The following is a 24,950-nucleotide window of genomic DNA, read 5'->3' on the forward strand; positions in this document are numbered from 1 at the left end:
AGCAAAAAAGCCCCTTCAGTAAGGTCTTATTAAAAGTGAAATCTGATTTAACAGCACTATATGCTGATATTGATCAGCTATTATTGCGTGATCAATTGTTATTAAGAAAGCGCTTAGCCGGGATAAAGAAGATAAAAAATGAAAAATCCCGCCAATCGATTATTGAATTAGTTAAAACGGATATTGTCACTGGGCAAAAAAAAATTGCCAATCGGCAAAGGGCTCGTCCAACAATTATTTATCCAGATAATCTACCTGTTATTGAGAAAAAACAGGCAATTTATCAGGCGATTCGTGATCATCAAGTCGTCATTATTGCTGGTGAAACGGGGTCGGGCAAAACAACTCAGCTCCCAAAAATTTGTCTAGAACTAGGCCGAGGAGTAAAAGGCTTAATTGGCCATACCCAACCGCGCAGATTAGCTGCTCGCTCAGTGGCTAACAGGATTGCTGAAGAGCTTAATGTCCCATTAGGTAGTGCTGTTGGTTATAAAGTTCGTTTTAATGATCAGATAGGCGATAATACGTTCATTAAATTAATGACAGATGGAATTTTATTAGCAGAATTACATAATGATAAATTATTACTGCAATATGACACGATAATTATCGATGAGGCGCATGAACGTAGCTTAAATATTGATTTTATTTTGGGTTATTTGCGTCAATTGTTACCTAAACGCCCTGATTTAAAAGTTATTATCACATCCGCGACCATCGATCCCGAGCGTTTTTCCCAACATTTTGCTCGCGCGCCGATCGTTGAGGTATCAGGAAGAACTTATCCAGTAGAAGTTAGATATCGGCCAATTATTGGCGAGAGCAACGATAGTAGTCGCGATCAAATTGATGGCATAATTGATGCGGTTGATGAATTAAGTCAACAAGCTATCGGCGATATTTTGATTTTTATGAGTGGTGAGCGTGAGATCCGAGATACGGCCGAAGCACTTAATAAACTGAATTTAAAGCATACAGAAATATTACCGCTTTTTGCTCGTTTATCTAACAATGAACAAAACCGTATTTTTCAATCTCATTCAGGCAGAAGGATCGTATTAGCGACTAACGTAGCAGAAACTTCATTAACCGTTCCTGGTATTAAATATGTGATTGATACCGGTTATGTGCGTATTAGCCGTTATAGTTATCGTACAAAAGTACAGCGTTTGCCGATCGAACCGATTTCACAAGCTTCTGCTGAACAACGTAAAGGACGATGTGGCCGTGTTTCTGCTGGGATCTGTATCCGCTTGTACTCGGAAGAAGATTTTTTAGCACGACCAATGTATACCGATCCTGAAATTTTACGTACTAATCTTGCTTCGGTTATTTTACAGATGATGGCTGTCGGATTAGGTGATATCAATCAATTTCCTTTTATTGAAATGCCTGATAAGCGCAATATTCAAGATGGTATTCGCTTACTCGAGGAACTAAACGCCATTGCCAATAAAAGCGTTAATGGCGATTATCAACTGACTCAAATTGGCCGTCAACTGGCACAACTGCCGCTCGATCCGCGGTTAGGTCGTATGATTTTAGAGGCGAGAAAACATGGCTGTGTACGTGAGATAATGGTGATCAGTTCTGCACTTTCTATCCAGGATCCTCGCGAAAGGCCATTAGATAAACAACAAATTGCCGATGAGAAGCATCATCGTTTTATCGATAAAGGTTCGGATTTTCTAGCGTACCTAAATTTATGGGATTTTGTTAAACAGCAACAAACTATTTTATCCAATGCGCAATTTCGTAAGCAATGTAAACAAGAGCTGCTTAATTTTATGCGCTTAAGGGAGTGGCAGGACATTTATAGCCAGTTGCGCCAGGTTGTTAAAGAATTAGGTATCGCTATCAACAGCGAACCCGCTGATTATCAAGCTATTCATATTTCGCTACTTGCTGGTCTGCTTTCTCACATCGGTCAAAAAGGGACGGATAAAGCTGACTTTTTGGGCGTTCGCAATGCACGATTTATGATTTTTCCCGCTTCCGGTTTATTTAAAAAACCACCTAAATGGGTCATGGTGGCAGAATTAGTTGAAACCAATAAACTTTGGGCTCGTATTGCGGCGATAATCGAACCTGACTGGGTAGAACCACTGGCCGGGCATTTAGTGAAATATCATTATAGCGAGCCACATTGGTCAAAAAAGCAAGGTGCTGTTATGGCGTCGGAAAGTGTCACTCTATTGGGTTTACCTATCGTGGCGGGCCGACAAGTTAATTATAGTAAGATTGACCCATTATTATGCCGTGAGTTTTTTATTCGCCATGCACTCGTTGAGGGGGACTGGCGAACCCGCCACACTTTTTACCAACAAAACTTAACATTATTAGCTGAGGTGGAAGAGCTAGAGCATAAATCTCGCCGCCGCGATATCGTGGTTGACGATGATGCGCTCTTTGATTTTTATGAACAACGAATTGGCAGTCAGGTTGTCTCATCTCGTCATTTTGATCGCTGGTGGAGACAGGTTAGTAAAGTACAGCCTGACTTACTGACATTCAATAAAGATATGCTAATGAGGGAAACGACTAATAACGTTACCCTAGCAGAATATCCCAATTATTGGCAACAAGAAGCACTTAAATTGCCGTTAACCTATCAGTTTGAACCTGGCAGTGCGGCAGACGGTGTAACCGTTCATATTCCATTATCGCTACTTAATCAAGTGAAAGAGGAGGGTTTTGACTGGCAAATACCGGGATTACGCGAAGAACTAATTATAGCGTTGATTAAATCATTACCTAAATCGTTACGGCGTAACTTTGTGCCGGCGCCAAATTATGCACAAGCATTTTTACAACGGCTACCTACTCCACAGGGCAAATTGTTAGATTGCCTAACGAGAGAGTTGCGACTTATGACGGGGGTTAGTATTGACGCTGATGCCTGGCCGTGGGATCAATTGCCTTCTCATCTGAAAATGACCTATCGCATTGTCGATGAAAATAACCAGACTATTGCCGAAAGCCGTGATTTAACAGCATTAAAAATACAATTAAAACAACAAGTTCAACAAACATTATCTGCGGTTATTAATAATAGCATAGAGCAAAGTGGATTAGATATATGGAGTTTCGGTGATCTACCTCAGCTTTATGAGCAAAAACGTGGGAGTTATCTAGTTAAAGCTTATCCGGCGCTGGTAGATGAAAAAAATAGTGTTGCAATCCGCATGTTTGAAACCCAATTAGAGCAACAACAGGCTATGCGTAAAGGGTTAAGGCGACTACTATTGCTCAATATTCCTTCACCAATAAAATACCTACATGAAAAATTGCCAAATAAATCTAAACTGGGACTCTATTTCAATCCTTTTGGTAAAGTTCTTGAACTAATAGATGATTGTATCAGCTGCGGGGTCGATAAATTAATTGCTCAATTTGGTGGTCTAGTATGGACAGCAGAAGACTATCAGCGCTTGCAAATTTATGTTCGTGCTGAGCTTAATGATGTCGTAGTTGAGATTGCCAAACAGGTTGAAATAATTTTAACTCGCGCATTTGCAATTAATAAGCGTTTAAGGGGGCGGGTAGATATTCATTTGGCACTGCCGTTTTCTGATATTAAAACCCAACTTAGCGGATTAATATTTAAAGGTTTTGTTACCTCTCATGGCTGGCAAAAACTGGCTGATATTATTCGTTATCTCAATGCGATAGAGCGTCGTTTGGAGAAGTTAGTTATTGATCCTAACCGTGATCGGGCGCATATGGTACGTATTGAGCATATTAAACAGCAATGGCAGAATTGGCTAGCTAGGTTGCCAATCGTACAAAGACAACTACCTGAAGTACAAGCAATATACTGGATGATAGAAGAGTTACGGGTAAGCCTATTTGCTCAACAGTTGGGCACACTATATCCTATTTCCGATAAACGTATTTTACAAGCCATGACACAAATTTCATTACCGTCAGAGTAAGACTAAAAAAGCGGTGTTACCACCGCCATTTTAATGATATTTAATATGATAAGTGACAAGGGCATTCGCTTGCCCTGGTGTTACTTGTTCTGCCACTTGAATATATTGCGCGTAAAAAAATAGTTGAATACTTTCAGTGCCAGGCACTTTTTTTAATATAAACCAGTCGTTGAATTTGATAGGGTTATTTTTATACAAAATCTGTAAACCGATACCCTGTGCAGCATTATATTTATTTAAGGCTAAAATTCTATCATCGCTTGATGGTAATGTATCTCCATCCATTTTCATTTCTACCGTTGAGGGATGACTACAATTTAATTCTAGATAAAATCCTTTTTTGCCTGCTGTACTATATATGCCATTAAAAACAGTGGTTTTTAGACGACCTAAATTGATCTCTAATGCGTTATTATTGATAAAACAGCTTAATTTAGGAACAATAATTTGTGTATTTGTTAAGTTGAAATTTACTATAGGTAAATCACCAATCGTTGCTTCAGTTAATTGTTGTTGAGAAATATTACCTGTTTCTATCTGCTCAGCTGTTTTTATCAATTGTAATTCGATTTGATAGAATGTTTCTCCGCAAAATACTTTATTGGTAGACTGGTTATAACAGGGTGCAACATAAGGTTGTATGTTGCCCGCATGATAAATAATTTTTAATCCGATTCCCTTTAAATTTGTTGGGTAAATATCATCTGATGACGGCAATATTGCGTATTGATGACTATTTCTCCATTGGTGTTTGATTTGCTCTGATTGGCAAATGATAAAACCTTCATAATTGCCTCTTGTAAGTGATCCATAAGCTTTCTTAATAATACTGCCTACAGGTAAGGTGGGCGAGACCTCAATTTCATTTGGCAAGGGAATAAAAACCTGTATTGGTTGTGAACCTGGCATGTAGTTACAGTTGGAAGCATGAGCGGTTAAAGAAAATAAGCCAAGCAGTAAAAAAAACAGACTTATTGTTTTAGCTAAAAGGCTTGTCATTTTCACTCCTTTTATTGACAGACGGCAGTAATTTTGTGAACTTTAGCTAGTATCGCGTCATGAGGTAGTGCATATGTGCAGCAATAATTGTTATGGTTGTTTCCGGCTGTGATGAGGAATTCACCTTGAACAGGCACCCCAGTTAAATAAAGTTGCTGTTGATCATCAACGATCCCAGAGGTGGTAATTGTGGTTTTATCGGTTAAAGTTGCCATTGCGCCACGAGTGGGAGTTACTGTTTGTATATTAGATTCAATATCAACACCATCAGGCAGGGTTTCAGTTGCCAACGCAATTTGGTTTGTTCGATAACTACTAATATTGGGAATGATGGCAATACCTTGATAGTCAGTTTTTATACCCGAATGATTTTCTAGTTTTACCCCAACCGCATTTTTCGCGATCACTAATGCTGCTGTTTCACCTATAGGTTGTGCTAAGGTTAATCCATAAGGATGAGCAACCAGGCTGCCTTGTAGACCATAATTTAATTGGTTTTGATAGGGGTCGTGATTGTAGCCTAAATTAAAGGTTGTATATTGATTTCGATATTGGCTATAAAGTGCCCCACTGATAGCGTTAGTATGATTTTTATAGTGTCGTTCATAGTTTTGCTGCAGCGTTAAAAATAAACTTTCGTCAGCAAATGGAGAGTGGTGAATATTAATTTGCTGAATAAGGCGTTGATCAAAGCTATTTTGTATACCATAGCTTCCCCAGGTTCGTTTTAACCATCGCTTAAAGGGAATTTGTAAGTTGATAGACAGAATTTGATCCGCTGATTGTTCGCGCCTAGATTTTGTATAGCTATAGTTAATCGTATAATCTAAATCCCAGATCCTCGAACTATAATTAACCGCGTAGCTTTCCTCTGTATCATCATAATTCCAATAGTTTTTCTGATAAGCGGATAAGTAGATAGCGCCCCAGCTAGCTAAATGTTGCCTAATATTAAGTTGCAACTGACTTTTCTTAGCGTAGTAAAAGTGCGGAAAAGGGCTATTTTTAAGTTTATTAGCCTGACTAAATGTTAAGAAATCTTTTTGGCTATATCGGTAGCCTGCTAATGTTAATTGGGTATTGGTGGTAGAAAAATATTTGCCATATTGAAAACGATAGGCGTAACCGCCGTCATAGGATTTTTTTACTTCTTTTGCCTTTGCATAGATAGCATCGAAAGTAACCGCACCCAATTCACCTACATTACCCCCAAATCCTAACGCATTCGAATAATAATTGTTGGCAATAATTATTCCACCATAATGCGTTAGGTAATTTGTTAAACCATATTGATAATCAAACTGAATAAATTTGGCTTTATAGGCACTGATAGTTGAAGGGGAATATTGACCAAGATTAAGCGCATAACGGAAACGACCGACCCGTAACATATTGGGTAAAGTCGTGTATGGTTGATAAATTATTCGTTGTTTACCATTACTTTCATCAATAATTATCTTAAGTCTATCATTAGAATAAGATGGAAGCAGATCGTTAATCACAAAACGACCCGGCGGCACATAGGTTTGATAGATGGGAATATTATTTTGTAATACAGTGACAGTTGCGTAGGTTTCGGCAATAGCCTGGATTATTGGAGCGTAGCCTTTGGCATTGTCGGGTAGCATGCTATCGTCACTTTGTAATTGTAAGCCTTTAAATTGAAAACGCTCAAACAGTATTGAAGAAGTATAATTTTCACCTAAACTTAATTGGCTATGGATTGCATGAATATCACGCGAAAGTGTGGTGCGATAGTTTTGCCAGTGATAGTGGGAAGAATAGCTACCATAATGGCGTAATCGCCAGGCTTGCCAGTTAGCGCCTATCAGTAAACCCATAAAATGATTTTGCTTATCAGAACTATTTTTTATCCAAGTATTGGCACCTTGATAACGATAATTAACAAAAAACGCCGGCACCCCTGATTGCCATGCTAATATTTGTTGATTTTTTCTTAACGCTATTTGTGGAAAAGTGAGATATAAACTTTGCTGATTAAAATCAAATTCAGCGCTAATAGCTAATTTATTTTGTTGCCAGAAATCAATTATCGTATCGGCAGCTAATTGATTAATAATTTTTTGCTTAATAAAATTCTCATCAATTCCCCAATTATTTAATAGATTGCTATTGACGATAGGATAAAGCTTGCCTTGTTCATCATTGATAAAAGTAATATCCTGGGTGGCCACGTTTTTGTTGTTAATAAAAATATCTACTCTATATACGCCCGCTAACTGATTATTATCTGTTAGAAAATAAGCAAGGTTAATGGATGATTTTTTATCATGTTCAATTGCTTCCACATCAAAATAGTAATCATCATTCTTAGCGTATAAATTAGAGGAAATATTAAATAATAAACTAAAATATATGGGAGAGGTATAATATCTGATTTTATTTTTTTTGTTCATTGTTATTATCATTTAATAGGCTAATTGTTTCTACAATGGCACCGTAATCATTAATAAATGACCAGTCTATTTTGTTATTTGTACTTGGCTTAATTTGCCATTTCTTCTGACTATATGGTGGTAACATACCATGGGATTCTATTTTAAATTTTCCTATTTTTATCGAATTAAAATTAATATAAAAAGCTGTTGGATTATGAACAACAAGTTGTTTATTTAGTTGTTTGAATTCTATTTTTTTATATATTTCAGTTGATTCGTTAATTATTTCTTTGGGCCGATAAAAAAGTTTAAGCCTTGATTTTAATATAATGTTTAAGCGGTTCTCATCACTTTTTTTCAATGCCGGAATTGATTTTATATTTAACCAATAAACAGTCTCTCTATCATTTGGTAATTGATTTGTTGAATTAATGATTCTTATTTTATTTTCTTTTTTTGGCAATAATTTGAATAAGGGTGGCGTTATAATAAAATCATCAACTTTATTACCATCTTTGTCTTCAATCCATGATTGAATTAAAAATAAATTCTCTTTGTCTAAATTGTTTATCGCAATCGAAACCTCACGTTTATCTGAAGGATAAATAACGCGGGTGCCTCCGATAATCACATTAGCAAGTGATGACGAAGAAAATATAACTATAATTAATGATAATAAAAGATATTGCATTTTCTTATCTCGGCAAGATAGGAACAATAACAAATTTTCTATTGTTCCTGCTATTAGCTAGTTAATAAGTTATGGTAAAGTTAACCGTTGAAGTCACTTTTCCTGCTTCAACTTCATTTCCTGTAGCGACGTATTTTGCGATAAGTGCTAAATTGCGGGTACTATTGTTATTATCTACATCTACCGCTATTTTTTCATTCATTTTAATGGGGTTATTATCATTATCATAAATGCCAATTGCGATACCTTTTGCATAATCATTACCAGTTTGATTAGCTATTAATCCATCCTCTGTAAGACCATTTTTAGCATCATGGAAAACAACGCTGATATTATCTGTCGGTTGGCATTGCGATAATGCAATATTGAAAGATTTGCCAATTGATGTATCATTTTTCTTCTGAAAATTGTTTATTGATAATGTGTCTAAGATAACGGTTTGATTTTTCGTATTTGCGGTGACTTGGCAGGTAGAACCAATAAGTTGTCCATTTAAAATGATCGAGCCACTACTGCCATAAGCAGAAAATTGAGACAAAAAAGTCACTGACAATGATAATGCCATTAATAACTTACGCATATTATTACTAATCCTTAATTTAATAAAAACATAATTTAATCAAATGATTTATATTATAAAATTATAAAACCAGCTAATTTTATAAAAAATTAACATACTATTTTCAGCCAGGAGAATATTAATACTTTTTTTTAAAAAAACAATAGGTATTTTTTAATAGATAACAAATTTTATTTAATGATTAATGTTATTTTTTATAAACAAATATAATTAGTGCAAATGAAATGACAAATAAGGGAGCGTTAAATTTTTATTATAAATAAATTTTTGCATATTAATTTAATTATAAATATTATTTGTTTGTTGAATTAATGAATTTATTCATATTAGACTAAATCAAATAATAAAAATATTTAGATGGTAAAGTAATCCTATTTCTATCTAATGATTTTATTTAATTAGAAAATAAATAGTGCAGAAAAATAGAAAATTTTTTCCTATTTAATTATAGACTAATGTAAAATGAGCATTAGCTTCTACTCTTCCAGGTAAAACAATATTTTCTGTCGCTACATATTTTGCAATAAATTTTAGGCTAGCTAGCTTATCAGTAATAGAATAAACATTGGTTTTATTATTTATTGGGATATGGCGTTCACTATCATTATTATAGATACCAATTGCAACGCCTGTCGCATAACCATTACCTTCTTTAATAGCTAACAACTCATTATTTATTTCATCTTTAACACCATCAAATATGACAAAAACCTCTTGACTATTATGCGGGCAATTGTTGATTTCAATATTAAAAGCGGTTGGTGAGGCAGTGTCATGTGCTTTTTTAAAACTATTGGTTGCCACCGTACCTAATGATACTGTCTGATCTTTAGTAAGTGCTTTAAATGTACAAGATGACTGAATAATTTCACCGGTAAATTTAATATTTCCATCCTAGGCATGAACAGAAAATTGAAACAAAGAAAACATTAACAATAAGCTTGCCATCAATAAGTTATACATAAGTTTTACCTTTATTTTTGGAATTGAACAACGAATATTATTACTATTTTAAATTGTAAGAATACTGCTATTTTTATTTAAGATAAGAGGTATTTTTAACAAAAAAATAACAATTATCTTTTCTTTAATATAAGTGAAATAAAGTAATATAAGGTATTGAAAATAATATTAAATGCATAGAATTAAAAACTAATTTCCTTACTATAAAATAATTATCCTGTCATATTGAATGATAGTTATTTTATAAAATATGAAAGATAGCAATTAATCTGTGGTTCAGTTGGAAATCTGACAATATTTCACGTCAAGACTATTTTTGTACAGAACGATGTCGACAGCGCGTAATGGACAGTATTTTACTAATCCCAGTTAAGAAGTTATTACGTCAGATATAATTTTTCTTAGATTAATACGTTCCCAGCCAGTTTATTAACTGAATGCATATTCATACCATAAATCAGCTTCAATCCTTAATCAGAAAGCTACTCTGGGTACTATGACCTTGTGAGAAGTATTGTTTTTGTCAGCAAGAATCTTGGTCCATGTCACGAGTTTTTGCATAATGCTGGGTTTACGACCTACAAATCGTTTAGGCTTTACTGTCCTACTCTGTTATTTGCTAGTGTTATTTTCTGTACGAAAGCATGTACAAAACCGGTCGGTTTCGTTCAGTGTAAAGATCGTAACTAAGAAAAACTATATTTGAGGGAAGTATTTATGCCACGATGAAAAATATTGATCAGAAAATTTACTAATCATAACGAATTTTTAACGTTTTGGGCGTCATGCGCTAGACATAAGAAAAACGGTTCAGCAACTTGTGACTTTAGATTTAGAAATTTGCGTGTATTTTCTGGCTATTAGAAGCGTAGTTCTTACCAGACTAGAGGAGAAAATGAGCTGCAGTCACTGAATTTGAACGCGATCTGCTGCATGAATGCAGACATTCTGGATTCGTGAGGGTATAAGTAATATGAAAACGTTTTAAATCATCGTCCAGTTTTTAATCCAGAATAGCAGCAAGCGTTATAGAGCGTATTAATTCGGCCACAAGCATTAGCGCAATAGTCAGAGAATTTAACACTACACCATAAACCATTCTCAGAGTGAAAGTCATAAATTAAAACAATTGTGAGCTCCTCCTACAAATTACGTTTAATTTATTTTTTCGAGGATATGATTGGTTTAAAAAGAAGTTCAGATATATTATCAATTGAGTTTGAGATATTAATCTGATTAGTATCACATCTCTTATCTATAGTGGTTAAAAATCGTTTTTCCATTTGAGAGAAAATAATTTTGGTAATTTTTATTCCAGCCTGATCAAGCATCAAAAATGTTTTTCGTTTATCTTGATTATCTTTAAATTTGTAAACCCATCCATTTTTGATAAATTTTCTAATTTCACGACTTACATTAGGTAATGACATATTTTGGCAATAGCTAATTTGACTTAATGTAATTGGTTGTTCAAGAGCAATTTGTTGCAAAATATTAAACTGAACCCTCGTCATACCGTCCAGCTCAAGATCACGTGTAAGTACATCTATAACCTCATAAAAAGAGGTGGTAAAAAGCATAAACTGTTTGTAAAGATGATGCATGGGTACTCCTTAAAATAGCCTATACATTAACATAAAAAAAGATAAGCGTCTTTTTGATGTAGCATGGCTATAAGGGCAATAAGTGTCAAATAATAGTTATCATTTGACAACTATTTTTCGTGGTGTTACTTTGTGTCCTGGGAAATATAACCCTCTGTTATGTTCACATATGAATTATGAGGATCTCTTTAATGAAAGGTTTTGTAATTGATTTTAATAAGAAAGGCGTGGAGAAATTTATGATTGGAGAAGTACCAGATCCAGTCGTAAAAGCAGGAGAAGTTCTGATTAAGGTTATGGCTGTGCCTTTAAGTGCATGGGAATTGGATTTTATTAGGAATAATGATCAGCTAAGCCTAAAGGAGTACATTAAAGGATGCAATATCTATCTTGGTCTGGAGTTCTCAGGAGTGGTTTTAACGGACGGTAAGAAATTTAAAAAGGGTGATCGTGTAGCCGGCAGTATAGACTTTACAAAAGATGAAAAAGCAATGGCAGAATTAGTTGCGGCAAATGAGGATTATTTATCAATTTTGCCAGAATCTATTAAGTTCACAAATGGAGCGTCATTGCCGATCGGAAGTGAAACTGCTTATAAAGGACTGGTTGAGCTAGCTAAAATTAAAAACGGTGATAATGTCTTGATTATAGGAGCAAATGGAGGAGTCGGTTCTTATGCGGTTCAGATAGCAAAAAATGCGGGAGCAAAAGTCACTGCTATTGGGGGGCCATCTGCTGTCCCATTTTTAAAAGAGTTGGGTGCAGATAAAATTTATTCTTACAGAGAAAAAAGTGTATTTGAACTTAATGATTCCTTTGACATTATATTTGACTTAGCGAAAGTACTTAAGTTTGAACAGGCAATTCATTTGCTTAATAATAATGGTGTATTTGTTAATAGTAATCCGCAATTAGATATTGACTCAGAAGCTCAAGCTAAAGTATCAGATAAACACGTTCCATACTTATTTGTTGCTCACGGTTCATCGACAATACTAAACCAAATTATTGATAAAGTAACCACTGGTGAAATTAAGCCGGCAGTTGAGAGTGTGTTTAGTGTGGAAGACTACAAAACAGCACTAAAGACACTTCAGGAAAATGAACGCTTCGGTAAGATTGTCATGGATCTTAGTTCTTTTTAAACTACTCATACATTTAGATGCTAAGAAATGTAAACATAAAAATGTTAGATGTTTGAAGACTACATATCTGATAATTGCTATTAAAGAATAGAGGCCAAAAGAGTTTCTGGTTTTTTGTTCTGACAAGTATTGATCGATATAGGCAACTGATCCAACTCTGTATGAAAACAGTTTTTCCGTTTTCCAAATGAATTCCATCTATTCCAAATCATAAGGCAAACTGCATTTTAGTTACAACATGCTTTTATTGGTAAAACTAAAACCTATCTTAATAAGCAACGAGATAGATTTTTTCTAAGTAGAAAATTTGTTATTTAAATGGCAATAATCAACATAATTACAACTAGGTGATTATGTTGATTATCATTAAATTTCTTTGATTAAATATGAAGTAAATACCAAAATGCAGGAATAGAAGAGAAAATAATTATTACTATTGCACTTTTTTCTAAGCGGCTAAGTGATTTTTTATTATTATTTTGCTTTTGAGCATAGAGAAAGATAAATAAACCAGGCATGTAAAGAATAACAGATAAAAGCAGGTTGATGGTTCCTGAAGCATAAAGAAGCCATAAACCATATAAACTGGTTACTGTACCGATAATCAGTAATCCTTTGTTATTGCGCTCAAAAGAGATTTTGATTAGGAAAGCACCCACTAGAAAATAAGGCACTAAAATCATTTCAGAGGCTATGGTTAATAACATATTGTAGTTGCTACCACTCAACCAAATTAATATTAATGATAATTGTACAGCGCCGTTTGTAAGCCAAAGAGATGAAGAGGGGGCGTTATTTTTATTTTGATATTTAAATATTTTAGGAAATGAGCCATGTAGTGAAGCAATATAAGGAATTTCTGTCGCCATAATTGTCCAGCTCAAATAAGCACCGCAAACAGAAAGAATTAAACCAGCTGCAATGATAATCTCGCCATAATTTCCCATCATATTGATCATAAGTGATGCCATCGAGGGATTTTTCATTTCAGCAAGTTCAGCTCTAGGAACTATGCCTAAGGAGAGCAAGGTAACTAATATATAAATACTTAAGGCAGAAATTACAGCAAGTAACGTTGCCAAACCAACATCTTTACGTCTTTGAGCACGCGCTGAAACAACCACAGCCCCTTCAATACCAATAAATACCCATAGCGTAATTAACATAGTATTTTTGACTTGTTGCCAAATGGGTTTGCCTATTTCAACGCCACTAAAATCAAATTGAAAGATATCTATCTTAAACGCAAAAATCGCTAGAATGATAAACAGGCTAAGAGGAATCAATTTAGCGAAAGTTGCTAATTTATTGATACCGGCGGCAGTCTGTGTACCTCTTAATACTAACCAGTGAATGATCCAAAGTAAGATAGATTCACCAATCAAAGATTGCCAAGTATTCCCATCACCAAAAATAATATTATCTGAGTGATCAGTAAAAAAACTCAGGGCGGCAAAGACGATGACCAAATAGGAAACATTAGCGATAACAGCACATAGCCAATAGCCCCAGGCGGAACAGAAACCAACAAGTTCGCCAAAACCCTCTTTAGCGTAAGTGTAAATTCCTCCATCTAGATCAGGTCTAATGCGAGAAAGTAACAGCAAAGATATGGCAAGAAATAAAATGCCAATACCTGTGATACTCCAACCTATCATAAGTGCTAAGGGGCTAGCGACTTCAGCCATATTTTGCGGCAGACTAAAAACACCCGCTCCAACCATTGAGCTTAAAACTAATGCGGTTAAAGCGGTCAGATTTAATTTTTTATTTTTCAAAGAAAATATCCTAAAATCTATTTGCCATAATTTGGTTTATGCCGTTAATAACAATTTGTTTCGATAGTAAAAAACCAAACTGGCTTGAATTAGATAGAAAGAGAAAATTTAGCAGAATTTTACGGTTATGGAACATGATATGCAATCGTTAAATATGCACAAAAAAGAAAAAAATATTCGCTTTATTTTTGTTGAAAAATTGTTATTTATTATCTTATCTATTACACAAAAGAAAAACGGAAAATTTTGTCCGTTAAAATACTTATTTATTTAACTATAAGATAACATTCAAATTTTGTTACTTATAAAGATCTGCACTAATTGTAACACTACCACCATTAGCTTGCCATTCACGTGTAATATGAAAATATTTTGCGCCTTTTTTCTCTGCACGTTTAGCAATTTGATATCTTATTTCAGGAGTAGAAGTATAGAAACCTGAGAAAGTAATTGAATCGAAAGGGACCATCTGCGCAGCTGCTGCTTTATTAACTTCTTCAATTTGATATCCACTAGGTAGTGTTACGTTGGTTTTACCCGAACCTGACATTGACGTTTCAAAAAAGTGGCCTACGCTTTCCTTCGGTGCCGAAGATGAAGCCACCCCAGGTATGATCACTTTTTTGGCTGCTTCGCCTCCTTTAGCTAATAAGGCTTTACCCGTTTCTGTATCTGCGGGTACTACAGCGTTATCATTTTGCACTATCCGTTGTGGCGCATTTGCGGCATAAATATAAGCAGTAGCAAGTGTGTTACCGCCATCATTTAAAGCAACATTACGGACGACATAAAAATAAGCAGCACCTTTTTTCTTAGCTTTTTTAGCGAGCGCCTCATTAAGTGCGGCTTCAGAGCTATACAAACCACTGACAGTCACAGTATCAAATGGCAATAATCTTACTGCTTCTGTTTTAGGTAATTCTTTGATGCCAGCAAAGATACGATAGGGGAGTTGGGTTACTTTTGTCGCATCTTTGCGATACAAATCGGCAACTACCCGTAAATTACCACTATCACCTACATCATCTAGGCTTTGAATATAGTAAGAATAGGCGCCTTCTTTATCTGCTCGGCGAGAAACTGCATCGGATGCTTCATAAATGGCATTAAAGCGGCCTGTGACAGCGATCCTTTGGTAAGGCTTTAATTCTTGAGCTTGTTCCGGTGTTAATTCTACAGCGGCTTGCACACTTATTATACTGCTTAGTGAAAGTACCGCAGTTGTGATGGCCGTTATTTTAAGCTTCATACAAAATCCTTCCGCATTACACAATTTACTATCAAAGTGCTGAATTAATAGTCGTATCATACAGATAATAATTATTACATGTAATAACAGCAATTGTCCCATTGTTTTCTTGTGAAACTATTAATTTAGTTGAATACTCACTACTTTTGCTAATTATTTTTATAAATTAATATCAAGTCGTAGGCTATTTGACTAATATCATTTTTTGCCAAAAAAATTTAATTTAATGTCGTGGAAATCCGATAAATTATGGCTCATGATTACTATTTTCAGTAGGTTTCAACAATGTTTTTCACTCAATATAACAGATATATATAATATAATTAGTTATGTAAGCTGGGAAGAAACATCAAGCAACTTTGAACTAGAAGGGATCATTATGCGTATTGGTGTACCGAAAGAAAGAATTACCAATGAAGCACGTATTGCAGCAACACCATTAACAGTAAAGCAGCTAATTAAATTAGGTTTTTCTGTCGTTGTTGAACGAGAAGCAGGCCATCTTGCTAGTTTCGAAGATGCTGCTTTTAAGCAAGCTGGCGCTGAAATTGTCGAGCAACAATCTGTGTGGGATGCGGATATTATTTTTAAAGTTAATGCGCCGCTAGAAACAGAAATCGCTCTTATCAAAGAGGGGGCAATATTAGTTAGCTTTATTTGGCCGGCCCAACAGCCAGATTTAATGCAAAAATTAGCAGCCCGTAAAATTACCGTATTAGCAATGGATGCGGTGCCACGCATTTCCTGGGCTCAGTCACTTGATGCACTAAGTTCTATGGCTAATGTTGCCGGTTATCGCGCAGTGGTAGAAGCAGCCTATCAATTTGGGCGTTTTTTTACGGGTCAAATTACAGCAGCTGGTAAAGTGCCGCCAGCTAAAATAATGGTTATTGGCGCAGGTGTTGCCGGTTTAGCCGCAATAGGTGCAGCAGGTAGTCTTGGGGCTATTGTGCGAGCATTTGATACCAGACCAGAAGTAAAAGAACAAGTACAAAGCATGGGGGCTGAGTATCTTGAATTGGATTTTAAACAGGATTCAGCAAGCAGCGATGGTTATGCTAAAGAGATGTCCGAGGCTTTTATTCAAGCTGAAATGGCTTTATTCGCTAAACAAGCAAAAGACGTGGATATTATTATTACCACCGCATTGATACCAGGAAAACCTGCGCCAAAATTGATTACCAAAGAGATGGTTGACTCGATGAAGCCTGGTAGTGTAATTGTTGATTTAGCCGCGCAGTCGGGCGGAAATTGCGAATTAACCGAAGCAGATAAACTGATCGTTACTGATCATGAAGTTAAAATTATTGGCTATACCGATTTACCAAGTCGTTTACCGACACAATCTTCACAACTATACGCAACTAATATCGTTAATTTAATCAAACTGCTTTGTAAAGAAAAAAATGGTCAACTAGCCATTGATTTTGATGATATTGTTGTGCGTGCAGTCACTGTTATTAGAGAAGGAGAAATTACCTGGCCGTCTCCACCGATTCACGTATCTCAACAACCGCAAACAAAAAATCAACTGATAAAATATGAAGAAAAACCGGCAGCGAGAAAAATCTCTCCCTGGCTAAAATATATTTCTTTAATGTTGGCAATTATACTTTTTAGCGGTTTTGCGCGTGTAGCACCTAAAGATTTTCTTTCTCATTTTACCGTATTTGCGCTGGCATGTGTTGTTGGCTACTACGTTGTATGGAATGTCAGCCATTCACTTCATACGCCACTTATGTCAGTAACTAATGCGATTTCCGGTATTATTGTGGTAGGTGCATTATTGCAAATTGGTAGCGGTGGTTGGGTTACTTTCTTCTCATTTATTGCAGTACTAATTGCTAGTATCAATATTTTTGGTGGATTTACAGTCACGCAACGTATGCTGAAAATGTTCCGTAAAGGATAAGGAGTTTAAATTATGTCTAGTGGAATGGTGACAGCAGCATATATTGTGGCGGCTATCTTATTTATTTTCAGCCTGGCTGGTTTGTCTCGTCTCGAAAGTTCTAAGCGCGGTAATATATTGGGTATTACCGGTATGGCAATCGCTTTAATTGCAACTATCTTAGGTCCCGATGCACATAATATTGGCTGGATTATTATTGCAATGGTTATTGGTGGCGTTATTGGGGTGCGTTTAGCAAATAAAGTTGCCATGACTGAGATGCCAGAACTGGTTGCTATTTTGCATAGTTTTGTCGGTTTGGCGGCTGTTTTAGTCGGTTTTAATAGCTTTATTGCTCATGAAGTATTTTCAGATAATATAATGGAAAATATTCATCTGACAGAAATTTTCCTGGGTATTTTTATTGGGGCAGTAACATTTACTGGCTCAATTGTTGCTTATGGTAAATTATGCGGCAAAATAGCATCTAAACCCTTAATGCTTCCTAATCGCCATAAACTTAATTTATTGGCGTTATTAATTTCATTTATTTTGCTAGTTATTTTTGTCAAAACGACAGCTATTGGCTTGCAAGTATTTGTCTTATTAATGATGACCATCATTGCTTTAGCATTTGGCTGGCATTTAGTCTCCTCAATTGGTGGTGCAGATATGCCAGTTGTGGTATCAATGCTGAACTCTTATTCAGGATGGGCCGCTGCTGCTGCGGGTTTTATGTTGAGTAATGACTTGCTAATTGTTACTGGGGCGCTAGTGGGTTCTTCAGGTGCGATTTTATCTTACATTATGTGTAAAGCCATGAATCGTTCGTTTATTAGTGTCATTGCTGGCGGGTTTGGCACTGATGGCATATTAGTGGATGATGAGCATAGCCAAGGAAATTATCGTGAGACCACAGCGGATGAGGTGGCTGAATTATTAAAAAATTCCCATTCGGTAATTATTACTCCTGGTTATGGAATGGCGGTGGCGCAGGCTCAATATCCCATCCACGATATTACCCTAAAATTACGTGAAAAAGGGATTAATGTTCGTTTTGCGATCCATCCTGTTGCGGGACGTTTGCCTGGTCATATGAATGTATTATTAGCTGAAGCAAAAGTACCTTACGATATCGTTTTAGAGCTTGATGAAATAAATGAGGATTTTGCTAGTACAGACACGGTATTAGTGATTGGGGCAAATGATACTGTTAATCCAGCAGCACAAGATGATCCTAAGAGTCCAATAGCGGGTATGCCTGTCCTGGAAGTTTGGAAAGCGAAAAATGTGATTGTATTTAAACGCTCAATGAACACGGGTTATGCCGGCGTTCAGAATCCGTTATTTTTTAAAGAAAATACCCAAATGTTATTCGGTGATGCAAAAGTAAGCGTAGAAGCTATTTTGCGTGCTTTATAAGATTTTTAATAATCTGATGGCTCTATTTGATAGGGCCATTTGCTGGATTTATTGGACAAACAAAACCATCAGGTTTAATGGCTAATAAATCACATTTTAACTTATCAATGATCTGTTCAGCGGTATTGCCTAAAAACGCCGCTGAAATACCTGTTCTGCCTAAAATACCCAGTACAACAATACCTGCATGTAATTCGTCACAGATTTCAGGGATTATTTTCTCAACGGGTCCTTCAACAACATGAGTATCTTTTTCATCTATGGTAAATTTTTGTCTTAATTTTTTCATCGCAATAAGATGCTGACCACGCAAGGCCTGATTGTAGATATTTGGATTAAAGTCCGGTAATTCAATAGCAATATTTATCGGGGCAACAGGGTAGGCACTCACGAGATGTATATGTGGACTTTTAACAATCCTATGACTGATATTTTTTGTTTCCTTAATTAATTTAATATTAAGTTTCTCATGATAGGATTCTTCGTTAGATAAATTAACCGCAACAACAATAGCTCCATCGTTAGGCCATTCTTTGTCTTTTACCATCCAGACTGGACAAGGACATTTACGTAGTAAATGCCAATCAAGGGGGGTAAATATCATGGCATCAAAACGATCATTTTGATGAGCCATTTTCAATAATAAATCATGTTTATCGGCAACAACTTCTTGAATAATTGCTTCATAAGGTTTGTTATGCCAGATCACTTTGATTTCAATATCAATCCCCGCTTCTAAGTAGTAGTGTGCTTGTTGTTTTATCCATACTTTTCGCTGACTGATAACCCCTTTGCGCATTGCATTGCGTTCTTCAGGGGATAATAAGGTTGTCATGTCATAAGAGAGATCATAGATCGGCAAGAAAGCCTTAATGCGTCCACCATTGCGTTGTACTATATATACAGCACGTCGGAGTGCAGGTTGGTCATCCTGATTTGGATCGATAGCAACTAACAGATTCCGGTAATTAGCCATAATGGTTCCTCTTAGAGGCTGAACAACATTTATATCACTAAAGATAAACCAATATGGGTTAGGATAATAGATAGTAGCTTAGCCAAATCACAAAAAAATAATAAGTTAATGTGATCTGGCCTACATTTATGAATGTTGTTTAAGCTGAGGTTTTACCCGCAATTTCGGTCAGCTTATACATATCATTAATTGTAATATATTTACCTTTGACACTGAGAGTATAATTTTTTTGGAAGCGACCCAATAAACGACTAATTGTTTCAACGGTTAAACCGAGATAATTACCAATATCACCTCGAGTCATCGTTAGGCGAAATTCTTTTGCTGAGAAACCACGTTGAGCAAAACGGCGTGATAGATTATAAATAAAAGCAGCTAATCTTTCTTCCGCATTTTTTTTCGAAAGCAGTAATATCATTTCTTGATCATCCTTAATTTCACCACTCATTAATCTCATTATTTGTTGCCGCAAATTAGGCATTTTACCTGAAAGATCGTCGAGTTTTTCAAAAGGAATTTCACAAACCATTGAAGTTTTAAGAGCTTGAGCAAAACTTGGATGTTGATTATGGATAATAGCATCAAAACCTACAAGATCACCGGCTAAATGGAAACCGGTAATTTGTTCATCACCTTCCTCGGTAATAGTATAACTTTTTATAGTACCTGCTCGGATGGCATAAAGTGATTTTAATTCATCACCCGCTTTAAATAGGGTTTGCCCTTTTTGGATTGGTTTTTTACGTTCAATAATATTATCGAGTTGATCCAGTTCATGTTCATTCAATGTGAATGGAATACAAAGCTGGCTAATACTACAGTCCTGGCAATGGATAGCGCAGCCACCAGACTGGATTCGGCGAACAACGCGTTTTTCTGGGATCATATTACTTGACTCATTATGATAAGAAATATTGATTTTAGTCAATTTTAACACATATTCTACGCTTGAGTAAAAGAATTAATAATTAGTTGTATTTTTATTTAACTAATATTATCAATATAAACAGTTCACTTGACAGTCATTTATTTTACTTAAGCTAATTGTTATAACTTATAGAAAAGTAAAAATAAAATCAAATTTTGTCTAATAATATATTAATTTTTAATTAGTTTTGAAAATGTGGTTATTTATAATTTTAAACTTTATTTATTTGTTTTTAGTAAAGTTTATTTTCCAATAATATTACTTAATAACGTTTTTTATTATAAAACATATTTATTCTGAAAGCCTTTATTAATCAATATATAATTTAGAAACGACGTTTTTTTAAAATTTTACCAACTAATAACTTATAGAAATAGTTTTATTGGTGTTTTATTATTTTTTTATAGAAAACAGTTTAGAGGCGTTGAATAGTGAAAGGTTGGCAGTTAGGCATTGCTATTATCATCATATTGCAGACTAATAACTATTATGCTGGAACGCTATTTTTTTCTTATCCGCAAGCAATATCATGTCCATTCTTAGTGCAGCAACGCTGGGCTGATAATTTTTATCCACAACTTAGTAACGAAAATGACGTTTTTAGTCAAAAAACGAAGTTTAGACCCATTTTACAGACAAACAAAAAAACGCCAATAAAATCTATGTCAATGAAGTGTTATATAAATTATCTTATTGATATTAAAAATCAATATAAATTGCCAGCCAATTTAACGATAAGTAATATATGTAACTCAGTTAGTGACGCTGTCACTAAAGCCTGTTTAAAACAACAAAAAAATAATGTAAATGATAAGTTGAAGGTCAATTTTATTACAAAAAATAGTACAAAGAAATTTTATTTTAATAATTTAAATCAGTTTGTTAGTAGTAGACAATTAAATAGAATGAAAAATTTTGATGCTATGGAAATTGAGTTTAAAATAAATCATAAAGTTAGTCTTGGAACGAGATTTCTTAACGAAATAGATGGTATTAATTATAAATTAACTAAATTTGACGTCATTGCTCAGTGGCATTTCTGATCAAACTTTCTATTAGTCAAAATATAATATTAAATATTAGTTAAATTATTAGAGGAAAAATTTACGGCTATCAAGTACAATAATCAGTTGATTGGCTCAGCAACGGAGTTATTATTGAATGCCGCACCATCATATAGATGCTTTACCAAAAACGATGCTTGCCATCGAAATTGTGGGGCCAGGAGGTCCGGAAAAACTTAAACCCAGCCAATTACCACTAATAAAACCACCAAAATCTCATTTGCTTGTTAAGGTTGCCGCTGCGGGTGTCAATCGTCCAGATGTTTTTCAGCGTATGGGAGTTTATCCACCTCCAGCAGATGCATCTCCAATACCAGGATTAGAAATTTCTGGTCAAGTGGTTAGTGTCGGAGAAGGTTGTCAGCGTTGGAAAAACGGCGATAAAGTTTGTGCTTTAGTTGCCGGAGGAGGATATGCTGAATATTGTTTGGTGCATGAAGCTATCGCTTTACCTATTGGTGATCTCAGTTATATCGAAGCCGCGGCACTGCCAGAAAACTTTTTTACTGTTTGGGCTAATGTTTTTCAAATTGGTCAACTTAAAAAAAATGAAACTGTTCTTATCCATGGTGGTACCTCTGGTATTGGTAGTATCGCTATTATGTTAGCAAAAATTTTTGGTGCTAAAGTATTTACTACTGTTGGTTCAGTGGAAAAAATGAAGGTGGCTTCTTCTTTAGGTGCTGATAAAGTGATTAACTATATGACAGAAGATTTTGCTGAAAAAATAGCTGAATATACCCAAAATAAAGGCGTCAATATGGTTGTTGATCTGATTGGTGGCGATTATGTGAATAAAAATTATCAAATTGCCGCTAAATATGGCCGTATCATTCAAGTTGGTATGATGCGTGGGGCACCTCAGCAGGTAAATTTGATGCCATTAATGGTTAAGCAATTAATTCATACCGGTTCAACAATGCGAGCAAGGACGTTAGTGGAAAAAATAGCCATTGCTAAAGAGTTAGAAAATAAGGTTTGGCCACTTATTTATTCAGGTAAAATTAAACCCATTATTGCTAAAACGTATCCCTTAGAAGAACATAAGCACGCCTTTGGCGTGAGCATCGCGGCAAAGGCGCTCTATTTCTAGGCAATTCCCTTCTCGTCTTTTATACTCTGCTCTATGTACATCCCCAGACCTGCAAAACTGCTATTTCAATACGATGACGGATGGAACCTTTTCATCGAAAATAATCACGTAGATGAATGGCAACTACTCTCTGTCGAAAAGATGCTCGCCTGCAGCACCTGCGCTATGGGCGTTCGCCGTTATTGCTGTTCTTCACCTGAATGCTCTCATTCACGCTTCTTTTGTCAAACCTGTAAATCCAAAGCCTGCAGTGCGTGTGGCCTCAAAGGCACCGAACAGTGGATTGCCCAGCAGCGCCATATTTTGCCGGATTGCGAATGGCAACATATTACCCTCACTATGCCTCACCTACTTTGGCCTTTTTTTAACAATAACTGGTACTTGCTCAACCAACTCTTTCGCTGTGCAACCCGCGCCATGCTCAAACACGCCAAGCGCCAAGGCCTCGAAATTGGCATTTTTTGTGCGCTGCATACTTACGGTCGCCAACTCAATCAACATCCGCATATTCATTTATCCGTCACGCGTGGGGGACTCACTCAATATGACACCTGGAAACCGATTTTCTTTAAAAAGAAAGACGTTGAAAAGGTCTGGCGCAGTGCGGTCATTCGACTCCTTAGGGATAACTATTTTCAGTTACAACCCAATAAATTGCCTGGCTTCGGGCACATTCGCAATTATCAGACCTGGTGCCGTTACCTCAATGCCCAGTTTCAACGTTATTGGAAAGTACATTTTGCCAAAAAGACACGCGGGGCCTGGCATAATGTGAAATATCTGGGCCGTTATCTTAAACGTCCCCCTATCTCCGCTTCTCAATTGAAACACTACAGCGGCGGCACCGTGGTTCATCATTACTATGACCACCACAGCCAACAATACAGACGACAGACCTTATCCCAAGAAGAAATGATACGGCGTTATGTCAGTCATATCCCTGCGCGACATTTTAAGATGATCCGTTATTACGGTTTTTTAGCCAATCGCAAACGCGGGTGCTTATTACCGAAGGTGTATGAGGCGTTAGACATGATATCTCCTAATGTGCCTGAAAAACCTGGGTTTGGGGCCCTTATCAAAGGTTTTTTAAATACTGACCCGTACCAATGTATTTTATGTGGAAACCGATTGCGGTTTATGAGTGCGGAAAAAGGAATACACGCCGTCACTTTACTGTCAGAAAGGCGGGATAAAATGGTCAAAAAACGATGGTTACAAACCGCAGCCTAGGAGCAGTGTGCCTATTATTAGGCTTTTAGATGATAATTTAACCGAATTACTGTTCTCATGGTTAATCAACGAGAAAACTGTCAGAATTTAATAGAAATATTGAGTTCAAAACACCTCCATTAATGCCTTACTGTATTGATTGAGATTCCTAACCATCAAGCAGAAAAGGCGCATTGTTTTATGGAGTCAGGTAATTTGATTGGTAAACTTGTATTAGTTAATGAGCACTTTTGATATTGTTTTTTAGTATCTTTTTCTTCTTACTGAGAGCTATTCTATGATTAAATATTTATTATTAAATTACAAGAATCAACAGTCTAATTACCTAAAATTACTTGTTATATTATTACCTTTACAAGTTTTAGCTTATGATGAACAAACTTCGTTAGAACAGTATCCGACAAAAGATATTCTGGCCTATTTCAAGCAAGCACAACAAGAAGGCTTAACTGGCATTGCGCAAAAAAGCAAGTCGGTCTATGCGCGGCTAGCTACGCCAGGTGAAATTATTAAGACCATCATTAAAGGCGTTGGCACTGAGGGTATATCACAGCCAGCTCAAGAGGGTGATTGGGTGGTGGAAAATATTTGTCCAGCCACAGGTAATGAGCAATATTTGGTTGAAGAAGCAAAATTTCACCAATATTATCATGATCCTGTTACCGTGTTGGGCAAGCCAAATTATTTACGTTTTGTTCCTACTGGTAAAATGATGAATTATTTTGTTGTACCTGAAACCGAATCGGCGTTTACCTTTATTAATAGTTGGGGGAAAAAACAATTATTACGCGCTGGTGATATTCTTATTCAGCCTGTTAGTCAGCCTCAAAGTTTTTATCGAGTGCCAAAGCAATCATTTTTATGTACATACAATATTGTGGTAACTGCACAAAAAACGCCTAACGATCTTGCCAGTAATTAGCAATTGGTGTCGTGATACTGATTATTTTCTAACTGATATCCTTAAAATTAATCAGACACCTGATTTTCAATTGAAAAT

Annotated in this window: 18 protein-coding genes; 8 read left to right on the top strand and 10 right to left on the bottom strand. The window is 35.8% G+C overall.

All coding sequences use genetic code 11. The features are described from left to right. Positions 1-35: 35 nt before the first annotated feature. Complete coding sequence (hrpA, locus tag ArsFIN_RS08785) at positions 36-3,935, top strand: ATP-dependent RNA helicase HrpA (RefSeq protein WP_026823214.1); 3,900 nt, start codon at positions 36-38, stop codon at positions 3,933-3,935. A 30-nt stretch (positions 3,936-3,965) separates the two neighbouring features. On the opposite strand, the gene ArsFIN_RS08790 is transcribed toward hrpA, so the two are convergent. The 6 genes from ArsFIN_RS08790 to ArsFIN_RS08815 all read right to left on the bottom strand — a co-directional run bounded on the left by ArsFIN_RS08790 (position 3,966) and on the right by ArsFIN_RS08815 (position 11,171). Continuing rightward, entirely contained in the window at positions 3,966-4,934 is a 969-nt protein-coding gene (locus ArsFIN_RS08790) for a fimbrial protein (RefSeq protein WP_026823213.1), read from the bottom strand. 11 nt (positions 4,935-4,945) lie between these two features. Continuing rightward, complete coding sequence (locus ArsFIN_RS08795) at positions 4,946-7,243, bottom strand: fimbria/pilus outer membrane usher protein (protein WP_167876676.1); 2,298 nt, start codon at positions 7,241-7,243, stop codon at positions 4,946-4,948. Between the two features lie 91 nt (positions 7,244-7,334). Continuing rightward, complete coding sequence (locus ArsFIN_RS08800; RefSeq protein WP_034249799.1) at positions 7,335-8,024, bottom strand: fimbrial biogenesis chaperone; 690 nt, start codon at positions 8,022-8,024, stop codon at positions 7,335-7,337. Positions 8,025-8,085: 61 nt separating this feature from the next. Then, positions 8,086-8,604 (bottom strand): fimbrial protein, encoded by a 519-nt coding sequence (locus tag ArsFIN_RS08805; protein ID WP_026823212.1) that lies wholly within the window; start codon positions 8,602-8,604, stop codon positions 8,086-8,088. Between the two features lie 441 nt (positions 8,605-9,045). Continuing rightward, positions 9,046-9,489: a fimbrial protein gene (locus ArsFIN_RS08810; RefSeq protein ID WP_135677644.1), complete on the bottom strand. Its 444-nt coding sequence runs from the start codon at positions 9,487-9,489 to the stop codon at positions 9,046-9,048. A gap of 1,238 nt (positions 9,490-10,727) precedes the next feature. Then, positions 10,728-11,171, bottom strand: a complete 444-nt coding sequence (locus ArsFIN_RS08815) for a MarR family transcriptional regulator (protein WP_026823211.1) — start codon at positions 11,169-11,171, stop codon at positions 10,728-10,730. Between the two features lie 191 nt (positions 11,172-11,362). Between ArsFIN_RS08815 and ArsFIN_RS08820 the strand changes: the two genes are divergently transcribed. Next, positions 11,363-12,316, top strand: a complete 954-nt coding sequence (locus ArsFIN_RS08820; protein ID WP_026823210.1) for an NADP-dependent oxidoreductase — start codon at positions 11,363-11,365, stop codon at positions 12,314-12,316. A 380-nt stretch (positions 12,317-12,696) separates the two neighbouring features. Here ArsFIN_RS08820 and ArsFIN_RS08825 read toward each other — a convergent pair whose 3' ends face one another. Both ArsFIN_RS08825 and ydgH read right to left on the bottom strand, forming a co-directional pair. Beyond that, positions 12,697-14,040 carry a basic amino acid/polyamine antiporter gene (locus ArsFIN_RS08825; RefSeq protein WP_051297054.1) on the bottom strand — a complete coding sequence of 448 codons (1,344 nt, stop codon included), beginning with the start codon at positions 14,038-14,040 and terminating at the stop codon, positions 12,697-12,699. Between the two features lie 352 nt (positions 14,041-14,392). Beyond that, positions 14,393-15,343 (bottom strand): DUF1471 family protein YdgH, encoded by a 951-nt coding sequence (ydgH, locus tag ArsFIN_RS08830; protein WP_026823208.1) that lies wholly within the window; start codon positions 15,341-15,343, stop codon positions 14,393-14,395. Between the two features lie 379 nt (positions 15,344-15,722). Between ydgH and pntA the strand changes: the two genes are divergently transcribed. After that, complete coding sequence (gene pntA / locus ArsFIN_RS08835) at positions 15,723-17,255, top strand: Re/Si-specific NAD(P)(+) transhydrogenase subunit alpha (RefSeq protein ID WP_026823207.1); 1,533 nt, start codon at positions 15,723-15,725, stop codon at positions 17,253-17,255. Between the two features lie 12 nt (positions 17,256-17,267). After that, positions 17,268-18,656 carry a Re/Si-specific NAD(P)(+) transhydrogenase subunit beta gene (gene pntB, locus ArsFIN_RS08840; protein ID WP_026823206.1) on the top strand — a complete coding sequence of 463 codons (1,389 nt, stop codon included), beginning with the start codon at positions 17,268-17,270 and terminating at the stop codon, positions 18,654-18,656. A gap of 22 nt (positions 18,657-18,678) precedes the next feature. Here pntB and uspE read toward each other — a convergent pair whose 3' ends face one another. Then, positions 18,679-19,632, bottom strand: coding sequence for a universal stress protein UspE (gene uspE / locus ArsFIN_RS08845; RefSeq protein ID WP_026823205.1), 954 nt, complete (start codon positions 19,630-19,632; stop codon positions 18,679-18,681). A gap of 139 nt (positions 19,633-19,771) precedes the next feature. After that, a complete protein-coding gene (locus ArsFIN_RS08850) occupies positions 19,772-20,518 on the bottom strand; it encodes an FNR family transcription factor (protein ID WP_026823204.1) in 747 nt (248 codons plus the stop codon). Positions 20,519-20,991: 473 nt separating this feature from the next. Between ArsFIN_RS08850 and ArsFIN_RS08855 the strand changes: the two genes are divergently transcribed. From ArsFIN_RS08855 to ArsFIN_RS08870, 4 genes are all read left to right on the top strand, one after another. Further along, positions 20,992-21,603, top strand: a complete 612-nt coding sequence (locus ArsFIN_RS08855) for a hypothetical protein (protein ID WP_026823203.1) — start codon at positions 20,992-20,994, stop codon at positions 21,601-21,603. Between the two features lie 118 nt (positions 21,604-21,721). Beyond that, complete coding sequence (locus ArsFIN_RS08860; protein WP_051297050.1) at positions 21,722-22,717, top strand: NAD(P)H-quinone oxidoreductase; 996 nt, start codon at positions 21,722-21,724, stop codon at positions 22,715-22,717. A gap of 33 nt (positions 22,718-22,750) precedes the next feature. Beyond that, positions 22,751-23,950 (top strand): IS91 family transposase, encoded by a 1,200-nt coding sequence (locus ArsFIN_RS08865; RefSeq protein WP_135677400.1) that lies wholly within the window; start codon positions 22,751-22,753, stop codon positions 23,948-23,950. 277 nt (positions 23,951-24,227) lie between these two features. Next, positions 24,228-24,872 (top strand): hypothetical protein, encoded by a 645-nt coding sequence (locus ArsFIN_RS08870; protein ID WP_051297121.1) that lies wholly within the window; start codon positions 24,228-24,230, stop codon positions 24,870-24,872. Positions 24,873-24,950 lie beyond the last annotated feature (78 nt).

It is taken from the genome of Arsenophonus nasoniae, assembly GCF_004768525.1.
Taxonomy (GTDB): domain Bacteria; phylum Pseudomonadota; class Gammaproteobacteria; order Enterobacterales; family Enterobacteriaceae; genus Arsenophonus; species Arsenophonus nasoniae.

Bases quoted from the DNA above. Each gene is read 5' to 3' on its own strand.
- ArsFIN_RS08790 (WP_026823213.1), bottom strand. From the start codon at position 4,934: ATGACAAGCCTTTTAGCTAAAACAATAAGTCTGTTTTTTTTACTGCTT.
- ArsFIN_RS08800 (WP_034249799.1), bottom strand. From the start codon at position 8,024: ATGCAATATCTTTTATTATCATTAATTATAGTTATATTTTCTTCGTCA.
- ArsFIN_RS08805 (WP_026823212.1), bottom strand. From the start codon at position 8,604: ATGCGTAAGTTATTAATGGCATTATCATTGTCAGTGACTTTTTTGTCT.
- ArsFIN_RS08815 (WP_026823211.1), bottom strand. From the start codon at position 11,171: ATGCATCATCTTTACAAACAGTTTATGCTTTTTACCACCTCTTTTTAT.
- ArsFIN_RS08820 (WP_026823210.1), top strand. From the start codon at position 11,363: ATGAAAGGTTTTGTAATTGATTTTAATAAGAAAGGCGTGGAGAAATTT.
- ArsFIN_RS08825 (WP_051297054.1), bottom strand. From the start codon at position 14,040: ATGGTTGGAGCGGGTGTTTTTAGTCTGCCGCAAAATATGGCTGAAGTC.
- ydgH (WP_026823208.1), bottom strand. From the start codon at position 15,343: ATGAAGCTTAAAATAACGGCCATCACAACTGCGGTACTTTCACTAAGC.
- pntA (WP_026823207.1), top strand. From the start codon at position 15,723: ATGCGTATTGGTGTACCGAAAGAAAGAATTACCAATGAAGCACGTATT.
- pntB (WP_026823206.1), top strand. From the start codon at position 17,268: ATGTCTAGTGGAATGGTGACAGCAGCATATATTGTGGCGGCTATCTTA.
- uspE (WP_026823205.1), bottom strand. From the start codon at position 19,632: ATGGCTAATTACCGGAATCTGTTAGTTGCTATCGATCCAAATCAGGAT.
- ArsFIN_RS08850 (WP_026823204.1), bottom strand. From the start codon at position 20,518: ATGATCCCAGAAAAACGCGTTGTTCGCCGAATCCAGTCTGGTGGCTGC.
- ArsFIN_RS08860 (WP_051297050.1), top strand. From the start codon at position 21,722: ATGCCGCACCATCATATAGATGCTTTACCAAAAACGATGCTTGCCATC.
- ArsFIN_RS08865 (WP_135677400.1), top strand. From the start codon at position 22,751: ATGTACATCCCCAGACCTGCAAAACTGCTATTTCAATACGATGACGGA.
- ArsFIN_RS08870 (WP_051297121.1), top strand. From the start codon at position 24,228: ATGATTAAATATTTATTATTAAATTACAAGAATCAACAGTCTAATTAC.